Below are 9,651 nucleotides of genomic sequence, written 5' to 3' on the forward strand. Positions count from 1 at the left end.
CCGGGATATAGGGCGACATTTCATGCAGGCCGACGGCCTCGCCGCCGCTCATGCCGCGATTGGCGAGCAATTGGCCGTCGGCAGAGACGATCTTGATGTTGGGGGCGCGGTCGGGAATCGACCAGGTCGTCGCCGCCGGCATCTTGGCGCCATAGTAGACGACGATGCCGGCCACCGCGATGCCGCCCCAGATGGCGAACACGAAGCACCAGTAGAACAGCCGGCCGAGCACGCCGAACAGGCCGCGCCGGCTTCTGCCGCGCTTGGCCCGCGACGATTTCCCTTTGGCCGGCTTGCGTTTTGCGGAGGCTTTGCGATTGCTCGGCACGACGCGATCCTCCTCGTTCACCGAAAGACCCGCCGAGGACCGCGCCTGCGGCGGCCCCTCGAAATTGGGTTCGATGCGACTGTCCCTGCGGTTCGCCATGCGCTGTGCTTGATATCCCCGATGCCTATGGCGTTCGGGTTGAAGAGTAGATGCGGCGGTTTAAAGGCGGGTTAAGTCGTGTTCGAATGCCGGCCCTGGCGTTGGTCAACGATGTTGATGCGAAAAAGCCGCTACGCCTTGATATCTCGCTAGAGACCCGCCGCCTTCGCCAGATAGGGCGCCAGCGCCAGCGCATAGGTGGCCGTCATATGGTGATGGTCGCGCCAGACGATGATGTTGCCGACCACGGCCGAACAGCTGTCCTTGCCACATAAGGCATCGTTCATGTCAACGACACGGACCCCCGGCAATGTCCCCGCGGCGAGGGCGAAGACATCACTCGTCTCCACCTCCTGTCGCGCGTTGACGCATTTGTCGGGATCGGCGGCCAGGCAATCACCGGGATCGAACTTGACGAAAGGCGTGTTACGAATGGCGATAATGCGCACGCCGGCACTGTTCAAGTCGCTCCAGATGCTGCGCAAACCGTCGATCATTGCCGGCTCCGGTGTGTCGGAATAGCGAGACTGGCTGGTGAACATCAGGTCTGGCCGCAATTTCCTGATCTCGGCGAGAACGTTGTCGCGCCATGTTGCGCAGGCCTCATACGGCTTACCGTCATCCGTCACAGCGGCAAGGGTGAAAGGGCATGCAGCCTTGGTGAAGGTGACCAATTTCCACTTGCGGTCCCTGGCAATCTTGTCGATGGCAGGGATCCATTGTGCTGCGTGTGAATCGCCTGCGACGACAATGGTCCTGGTTCCCTGGGGATCGCCGAGCTGGCAGTCCACAGCTTGCGTGCTGTCCTGCTCCTGATGGCATTTCAGTCGATAGACGATCGGTACGTCACGCCTGAGTTTGCCGAGGGATGGCAGCAGTTGCACGTCGCGCGGAACCGAAGCGTTGGCAAGCAGCGCTGCCGGCCCTGGATAATTCGGTGTTCCGATCAGGCTGATATCGACGTCTTGCCTGTCGAGCGCATAGCCGAGCCCACCCGACACCATCACGCATACGGCAACGGCGGCAGTGGCATAGGCCAGAGGTTTCCGTTCCGTATCCGACCGCGGCTGCCGGCAGCGCTGTTCGACATATCGGTAGGACAAATCCGAGATTGCCAGCGTCAGGGCGATCAGCACGACACCTGCAAGGAGCCCGGCGGCGGGGCGATGCGCCGAATAGAAAACAACCAGCGGCCAATGCCAGAGGTAGATCGAATACGACCGGTCGCCGACATAGCAAAGGATGCTGGCGTTAAGCCCGCGAAACCGGCCCAGTTTGATGCCGCCGGCGGCAATGATGAGCACCGTTCCCAGGGTCGGCAGCAACGCAAGAGCGCCAGGAAATGACGTCGAGGCGGAAAAGAAAAGCGCTGAAAACCCGATGGCGCCAATACCGGTCATCGCCATTGCGGCGCGCAATGGCAGCCCTGCCCTGAACCGATGGACCGTCAGCGCCAGCAGGCCACCAAGCGCCAGCTCCCACAGACGGGTATGGGTTACGAAATAAGCGGCGGCCGGATCGCTCCGGGTGATGACAACCGAGCTGATCAGCGACCCGGCAAAAACCGCGGTCAGCCCCACGAGGAATACGTCTTTCGCTGGCCGCCCGAGACGGCGCGCCAGCCAAAGGCCTGCCACCATCAGCAATGGCCAGACGATATAGAACTGCTCCTCGATCGATAGAGACCAGTAATGTTGCACCGGGCTCGCCGCCTCCTCGGCGCCGAGATAGTCGACCGCCTGCCAGGCAAGCCGCCAGTTCTGCACATAGAGCGCACTGGCGGCGACCTGGATCGCCGTCTCTTCCCAACGTGCCATGGACAGGAAGACCAGCGTTCCGGCGAGCGTGGCAAGAAGGGCCAGGATCGCAGTCGGCAGCAGTCGCCGCACTCGCCGCGAATAAAAGGCCATCAGCGAGATGCGGCCGTCGCGCAGCGCCATGCGGGCAAGCAGACCGGTGATGAGATAGCCCGAGATGACGAAGAACACATCGACCCCGACTTACCCGCCAGGAAGAACCGCGGGCCAGATGTGGAAAACCACCACCAGGGCAACGGCAATGCCACGCAGCCCCTGGATTTCAGGCCGCAATGCAACAGGCCCCTCAGCGTCTTCTGTCAACACCACCCGCCTCAGACCTGATTTCAGATGGGCTCGAACTTCACATCCGGCTGGTCAGGACCGCCGGCTTGCCGCAACAGCGCGAGAATGTGTTCGCCCCTGTCAACCTGCTGTCGTCTCCAGTTGGAGGCGTTCGTCACATGCAGCCAGCCATCGACCACCATGAAAAAATCCTCGGATGGGTCATGTCCCGCGCCGAAGCGAAGCGATTTGTTTTCAGCGAACCGAACCATCGCCGGGTCCATCGACCTGTAGAGCACCGGCCAGTTGCCGCCGCCGGAATCCATATGAAACTTGTAGCTCGGGGCGAAATCCAGCCGCCGCCGCAACAGGCTTCCATCGAAAAAACAGAAGCCGGGCCACAAGAACCAGCCGCCTGGTGTCGGCGTATCGCGCCGCACGCTGCCGTAGAGGCTCTTGCCCTCCATCCGGTCGCGGATCGAAAATGGCTCAGTCGGAAAGATGTCATGATCGATGAAGCCGAAAAGCTTCGGCCCGAACCCAGGCAAGAAATTCCGCACGATCCAGTTGAGCGCTTGACCGTGCGATCTGCTGACGACCAGCCTGTTCTTCGGCAAGGCGACATAGGGGACATGCTGGCGACGGCAGAGATCGCGGATCGCTTCCCTTGCATCGTCCTTGTTGCTGTTGTCGAAAACGATGTAGCTTTCGTGCTCGGCCAGGTATCGGCGCACCAGGTGGATCTGCCATTCGATCACGTCTGGCCGGTTGAAGGCCACGGTGGCGACTATGCCACCGCGAAATACCTGCTCTTGCCCCTGCAGATCGAAGACCGGCGCGGATGCTCTCAGGAAGCGAAACACCCGCCAATGATAGCGCAACAGCGCCTCGCGCCTTGGCGGCCTGTTCAGCCTCTCCCATTCCGCGACGGTAATTCTGGGCGGATCGTCATCTTCCGGCGCGTCGGAAGCCCCCATGTCGCGCTCCTGCATCTGCCCCACGGTGCAGGCTAGTTCTGCTGGATCGAAATGCCCTTGTCGTCGATCTTGAGTTCGACGCCCTTGGGTTTGGTCTGCTCGCGATAGACGTAGATGCCGAGCGCAATGACCACGACTATGAGCGCGCCAATGATGAGATAGAGCGTATTCTGTTTCATGGCGCGCTCTTTGCGTTGTCGAGCCTCAGGCTCGTTTCAGGACCTTGACCAGCACCAGCAGGATAATGGCGCCGATTGTGGCATGGATGATCGCGGCGAGAGTGCCGCCGCCGATGGAAAATCCGATCCTCGGAAACAGCCAGCCGGCGATGAACGCGCCGACGATGCCGACGATGATGTTGCCGATAAGGCCGAAGCCGAAACCGGAAACGATAAGACCGGCGAGCCAGCCGGCGATGGCACCGATGATGATGAAGACGAGCAGGCTTTCGACACCCATAGAGAGTTCCTCCGAGCAAGAGGGCGACGGCGGAACGGAAAGCTCCGAATCGGCCTCGATATCAACGGCTTCAGGCTATTCGAAAGCGGCCGGTCTCACCAGCGGCGCCATCACTAGAGCAATTCTAGGAAAAGTGTAAAGCGGTTTTCCGTCCAAAATTCCGTCAAAACAAAGAGTTAGAGCAGCTCGCCGTTTCCGTGAAACGGTGAACTGCTCTAGTCGTCATCGTCGCTTGCGGCAGGGCGCCAGCTGGTCGGCTCGACCTTCCTTTGGGTGTGACTGTCGATATAGACCCACCAGCCATCGTCGCGATATTGCGCGATGGATTCGTTGATCACGCCGTCGCTATCCTTCCACGTGACGGAGACCTTGGAGCCGTCTGTCGGCGCGGTCACAATCGGCTTTCTGTCCGCCATGTCATCATCCCCCAATTGCACCGACAAACTGAGCCGACAGAACGCCGCGGCCCGCATCCGGTTCCAGCCGGTACCGGCTGCGCGATGTGCTGGCCGGACGACCGTCAGCTGTGGGCAAAGATATCCTCTTCGTCCCAGCCCATCAGGTCAAGCTTGGCACGCGTCGGCAGGAAGCGGAAGCAGGCATCGGCCTCCTTGGTCCGCCCATCGCGCGCCAGGCGTCCGGCGAGCACATCGCGCAGCCGGTGCAGATAAAGCACATCGGAAGCTGCATATTCGAGCTGTTCGGGCGACAGCGTCTCGGCCGCCCAGTCCGACGATTGCTGCGCCTTGGAGAGGCCGACGCCGAGAAGCTCGAAGCAGATGTCCTTCAGCCCGTGGCGGTCGGTGTAGGTGCGGGTCAGCCGCGAGGCGATCTTGGTGCAGAACACCGGCTCCGGCATCACGCCGAACGCATTGTAGAGCACGGCAAGATCGAAGCGTCCGTAGTGGAACAGCTTGGTTACGCCACGGTTCCGCAGCAGGCTGACGAGGTTCGGCGCCTTCTTCTGGCCAGGCGCGATCTGGATGACGTCGGCCGTGCCGTCGCCGGGCGAAATCTGCACCACGCACAGCCGGTCACGATGCGGATTGAGCCCGAGCGTCTCGGTGTCGATGGCCACTGCCCCGACATTGTAGTGCGAGAGGTCGGGCAGATCATGCTTGTGGAAACGGATATCGGCCATTGTCTTCTCCGGTCGAGCCCTACAGTGTCCCCTGACCCGCAAGGGACGCTGCAGCGCTTTGTCTTGTGGCCCGTCCTCGCCGCGATCCGCTGAAAAATCAACAGGAAAACAGGAGTTTCCGCCGCTCAGCGCGTCAAGGCATCGAGAATCCGCGCCCAGGAGCGCTGGCCCTTGTGGAAGGAGTTGAGCTCGTATTTCTCGTTGGGCGAGTGGATGCGGTCGTCGTCGAGGCCGAACCCGACCAGCAGCGATTCCATACCGAGATAGGTCTGGAAATCGCCGACAACCGGAATGGAGCCGCCGCTGCCCGTCGTCACCGCCGGCTTCGGCCATTCGTCGGACAGCGCATTCTTGGCCTTGGCGAGGAAGGGCGAGTCGTAGGAAAGCTGGATTGCCGGCGAGCCGCCATGCGGATGGAATTCGACCGAACAGTCGGCCGGAATCCGCTCCTTGACGAATTTCTGGAACGCAGCGCGAATTTTCTTGGGATCCTGCTTGTGCACGAGGCGAAACGACACCTTCGCCGAGGCTTCCGCCGCGATCACCGTCTTGAAGCCCTTGCCGGTATAGCCGCCGATGATGCCGTTGAACTCGGCCGTCGGCCGCGCCCAGGTCAACTCCAGCACGGAGCGGCCCTTTTCGCCCGACGGGATCGACAGGCCGACCGGTCCCAGGAACGTCTCGGCGGTCTCGCCGAGCGTCTCCCATGATTTCAGGATCTGCGACGGTGTTTCCTCGACGCCGTCATAGAAGCCGGGGATGGTGATATGGCCGTCCTTGTCGTGGATATCGGCCAGCACCCTGGCCAGGATCCGGATCGGATTGGCGGCGGCACCGCCATAGAGGCCGGAATGCAGGTCGCGATCGGCCGCCTTCACCGTGATCTCCTCGCCGACCAGCCCGCGCAATCCCACGCAGATCGACGGCGTCTCGCGGTCCCACATGCCGGTATCGCAAACCAGCGCGAAATCGGCCTTGAGTTCGTCGGCATTGGCTTTGAGGAACGGCTTCAACGAGGGCGAGCCGGATTCCTCTTCGCCCTCGAACAGGATGGTGATGCGGCAAGGCAGATTGCCGTGCACCTGTTTCCAGGCGCGGCAAGCCTCTACGAAGGTCATCAACTGGCCTTTGTCGTCGGCCGACCCGCGTCCGGTGATCACCTTGTGATCCGGCCCGACCTCTTTGACAGCAGGCGCGAACGGATCGCTTTCCCACAATTCGATCGGATCGACCGGCTGAACGTCATAATGGCCGTAAAACAGCACATGCGGCGAACCGGCCGGGCCGTCATGGTGCGCAACCACCATCGGGTGGCCTGGTGTGTCGCGAACGCTGGCGTCGAAGCCGATCAGCTTGAGTTCGGCCACCAGCCATTCCGCCGCCTTGCGGCAATCGGCGGCAAAGGCCGGATCGGTGGAGATCGACTTGATCTTGAGCAAGCCGAACAGGCGCTCGAGGCTCTGGTCGAGATTGTTGTCGAGACGGTCGAGGACGGGGGAAATTGCGGACATATGTGAAGCCTTTCGATTCAGAACCCGAACCGTAAAGGCAGGACAGGAAAACGAAAAGCCCGCGATCATTGGACCACGGGCTGCAAACGTCTGTCTAGGATAAAAAAGACCGCCGTGGTGGAGGGGGAACCACGGCGGCCTTCTACTCGAAACGATGCGGCAGCCCGGAGAGGGGGATAGGCTGCCGCAGGTGTCCGGGATAGGCGGGGGACGGGCCTTGCTCCGGACTCGGCGAAAACTGCCGATGACGTGTATTTGGGTCTGTGAACGTGGCGATTCAAGGGCACGAAAATTACAGTTTTGTAACATAGGCGTGAGCAGGGTGACGGCGATCTGTCAGGGTGTTGCCGGAACCGATAGTCGAGGCTGCCTTTGGCATGGACCAAGCCGCCGCGCCGCGCTATCCCTGCCGGCATGAAAAAAGGCGATCACCTCTTCCTTGTCGACGGCTCCGGCTACATCTTCCGTGCCTATCACGCGCTGCCGCCGCTGACCCGCAAATCCGACGGCCTGCCGGTCGGCGCCGTTTCCGGCTTCTGCAACATGCTGTGGAAGCTGATGCTCGACGCCCGCAACACCGATGTAGGCATTGTGCCAACGCATTTCGCCGTCATTTTCGACTATTCGTCGAAAACCTTCCGCAACGACCTCTACCCCGAATACAAGGCCAACCGCTCGGCACCGCCGGAAGATCTGATCCCGCAATTCGGCCTGATCCGCCAGGCGACCAGGGCGTTCAACCTGCCCTGCGTCGAGATCGAAGGCTACGAGGCCGACGATCTGATCGCCACCTATGCGAGGCTCGCCTGCGAAGCCGGCGGCGATACCACCATCATCTCCTCCGACAAGGACCTGATGCAGCTGGTTGGCGATACGGTCGCCATGTACGACCCGATGAAGGACCGCCAGATCGGCATTCCGGAAGTCATAGAAAAATGGGGCGTGCCGCCGGAGAAGATGGTCGATCTGCAGGCACTGACCGGCGATTCGGTCGACAATGTGCCTGGTGTGCCCGGCATAGGGCCGAAGACGGCGGCGCAACTGCTCGAACAGTTCGGTGACCTCGACACGCTGCTGGCCCGGGCCGGCGAGATCAAGCAGGACAAGAGGCGCGAATCGATCATCGCCAATGCCGACAAGGCGCGCATTTCTCGTCAGCTAGTGACGCTGATGAACGATGTGCCGGTGACCGAGGGACTGGAGGATTTCGTCCTGCACGCGCCGGACGGCCCGAAGCTGATCGGTTTCTTGAAGACCATGGAATTCACGTCACTGACCCGCCGTGTGGCGGAAGCGACCAGCACCGAGGCCGGCGACGTCCAGGCCGTCGCGGTCACCGTCGAACGCGCCGATCATGCTCATGGCCCAGATGTCGGGGCCGGGTTGCCGCCGGTTGCCCGAAACGCGTCCGGCACTGAACCGGACGAAGCCGGGGGGACGGCGGAGACGTCAAAACAAGGCGATACCCCTTCCCTGCTCGCGGCACTGCGGCTGGAGCGCGCGGCCACCGGCAAGATCGATATTTCTGCCTATCATTGCATTCGCGATGTCTCGACCCTGAAAGCCTGGGTGGCCGAGGCACGGGAGGCGGGCATCGCCGCCTTCGATGTCCGGGCAACATCGGCTGATCCGATGCAGGCCGAACTCATCGGCATGGCCATCGCCACAGCGCCCGGCCGCGCCGCCTACATTCCTTTTGCCCACATGAGCGGCAATGGCGACCTGCTCGGCGGTGGCGCGCTCGAAAACCAGATTCCGCTGCGCGAGGCGCTGGCCGTGCTGAAACCGCTGCTCGAAGACCGATCGGTTCTCAAGGTGGCGCAGAATCTGAAATACGATCTTGTCATCATGAGCCGCTACGGCATCGATGTCGCGCCGTTCGACGACACCATGCTGATCTCCTACGTGCTCGATGCCGGCACGCCCCATGGTCATGGCATGGATGCGCTTGCCGAAAAGTGGCTCGGTCATACCCCTCTCCAACTCAAGGATGTGACCGGCTCGGGCAAAAGCTCCGTCGGTTTCGATCAGGTCGACATCGACAAGGCGACGGCTCATGCCGCTGAGGACGCCGATGTGACGCTTCGGCTCTGGCTGGTGCTGAAACCGCGGCTTGCCGCCAAGGGCCTGGTGTCTGTCTATGAGCGATTGGAGCGGCCGCTGGTGCCGGTGCTGGCGCGCATGGAACAGCGCGGCATCTCGGTCGACCGGCAGATCCTGTCGCGGCTCTCCGGCGAACTGGCCCAGGGCGCCGCTCGCCTTGAAGAGGAAATCTACCAGCTCATCGGCGAACGCATCAACATCGGCTCGCCAAAGCAGCTCGGCGACATCCTGTTCGGGCGCATGGGCCTGCCCGGCGGTTCCAAGACCAAGACCGGCCAGTGGTCGACCTCGGCGCAGCTTCTCGAAGATCTCGCTGCCGAAGGCCACGAACTGCCGCGCAAGATCGTCGACTGGCGCCAGCTGACCAAGCTGAAATCGACCTATACCGATGCGCTGCCGGGCTTCATCCACCCCGACACCAAGCGCGTCCACACGTCCTACGCGCTGGCCGCGACGACGACGGGCCGGCTGTCGTCCTCCGACCCGAACCTGCAGAACATCCCGGTTCGCACCGCCGAAGGCCGCAAGATCAGGACCGCCTTCATCACCGACAAGAGCCACCGCCTGGTCTCGGCCGATTACAGCCAGATCGAGCTGCGGGTGCTCGCCCATGTCGCCGAAATCCCGCAATTGCGGCAGGCTTTCGCCGACGGCGCCGACATCCATGCCATCACCGCGTCGGAGATGTTCAACGTGCCGGTCGAAGGCATGCCTTCGGAAGTCCGCCGCCGCGCCAAGGCGATCAATTTCGGCATCATCTACGGCATCTCGGCCTTCGGTCTCGCCAACCAGCTGTCGATCCCGCGCGAGGAGGCAGGCAACTACATCAAGAAATATTTCGAGCGCTTCCCCGGCATCCGAGACTATATCGAGGAGACCAAGGCCTATGCCCGCGAGCATGGCTTTGTCGAAACGATCTTCGGCCGCCGCATCCATTACCCCGATATAAGAT

The 9,651-nt window shown here is 61.9% G+C and carries 8 protein-coding genes and 1 pseudogene; 1 reads left to right on the top strand and 8 read right to left on the bottom strand.

Features of this window, described 5'->3' with window-relative positions; translation table 11 throughout:
* The 8 genes and pseudogenes from EN749_RS22890 to EN749_RS22925 all read right to left on the bottom strand — a co-directional run.
* A pseudogene (locus EN749_RS22890) lies at positions 1-427 on the bottom strand (penicillin-binding protein); the annotation flags it as partial.
* Between the two features lie 149 nt (positions 428-576).
* Positions 577-2,415 (bottom strand): acyltransferase family protein, encoded by a 1,839-nt coding sequence (locus EN749_RS22895; RefSeq protein ID WP_128364025.1) that lies wholly within the window; start codon positions 2,413-2,415, stop codon positions 577-579.
* Between the two features lie 155 nt (positions 2,416-2,570).
* Positions 2,571-3,485: a hypothetical protein gene (locus tag EN749_RS22900; protein ID WP_128364026.1), complete on the bottom strand. Its 915-nt coding sequence runs from the start codon at positions 3,483-3,485 to the stop codon at positions 2,571-2,573.
* A 32-nt stretch (positions 3,486-3,517) separates the two neighbouring features.
* Entirely contained in the window at positions 3,518-3,664 is a 147-nt protein-coding gene (locus EN749_RS22905) for a hypothetical protein (RefSeq protein WP_127322522.1), read from the bottom strand.
* Positions 3,665-3,689: 25 nt separating this feature from the next.
* Positions 3,690-3,944 (bottom strand): GlsB/YeaQ/YmgE family stress response membrane protein, encoded by a 255-nt coding sequence (locus EN749_RS22910; protein ID WP_013529551.1) that lies wholly within the window; start codon positions 3,942-3,944, stop codon positions 3,690-3,692.
* 215 nt (positions 3,945-4,159) lie between these two features.
* Complete coding sequence (locus EN749_RS22915) at positions 4,160-4,360, bottom strand: hypothetical protein (RefSeq protein ID WP_128364027.1); 201 nt, start codon at positions 4,358-4,360, stop codon at positions 4,160-4,162.
* 104 nt (positions 4,361-4,464) lie between these two features.
* Positions 4,465-5,085, bottom strand: a complete 621-nt coding sequence (locus EN749_RS22920; RefSeq protein WP_127809295.1) for a ribonuclease D — start codon at positions 5,083-5,085, stop codon at positions 4,465-4,467.
* Positions 5,086-5,210: 125 nt separating this feature from the next.
* Entirely contained in the window at positions 5,211-6,596 is a 1,386-nt protein-coding gene (locus tag EN749_RS22925) for a M20/M25/M40 family metallo-hydrolase (protein ID WP_128364028.1), read from the bottom strand.
* A gap of 414 nt (positions 6,597-7,010) precedes the next feature.
* Here EN749_RS22925 and polA point away from each other — a divergent pair.
* Positions 7,011-9,651, top strand: a 2,641-nt coding sequence (gene polA / locus EN749_RS22930; protein WP_189367662.1) for a DNA polymerase I, incomplete at its 3' end; no start/stop codon positions are given.

Origin of the sequence: Mesorhizobium sp. M7A.F.Ca.ET.027.02.1.1, assembly GCF_004022985.1 — a bacterium.
Lineage (GTDB): Bacteria > Pseudomonadota > Alphaproteobacteria > Rhizobiales > Rhizobiaceae > Mesorhizobium.

Excerpts from the sequence above, each read along its gene's own strand:
- EN749_RS22900 (WP_128364026.1), bottom strand. The coding sequence starts at position 3,485 with ATGGGGGCTTCCGACGCGCCGGAAGATGACGATCCGCCCAGAATTACC.
- EN749_RS22910 (WP_013529551.1), bottom strand. The coding sequence starts at position 3,944 with ATGGGTGTCGAAAGCCTGCTCGTCTTCATCATCATCGGTGCCATCGCC.
- EN749_RS22925 (WP_128364028.1), bottom strand. The coding sequence starts at position 6,596 with ATGTCCGCAATTTCCCCCGTCCTCGACCGTCTCGACAACAATCTCGAC.
- EN749_RS22915 (WP_128364027.1), bottom strand. The coding sequence starts at position 4,360 with ATGGCGGACAGAAAGCCGATTGTGACCGCGCCGACAGACGGCTCCAAG.
- EN749_RS22905 (WP_127322522.1), bottom strand. The coding sequence starts at position 3,664 with ATGAAACAGAATACGCTCTATCTCATCATTGGCGCGCTCATAGTCGTG.
- EN749_RS22920 (WP_127809295.1), bottom strand. The coding sequence starts at position 5,085 with ATGGCCGATATCCGTTTCCACAAGCATGATCTGCCCGACCTCTCGCAC.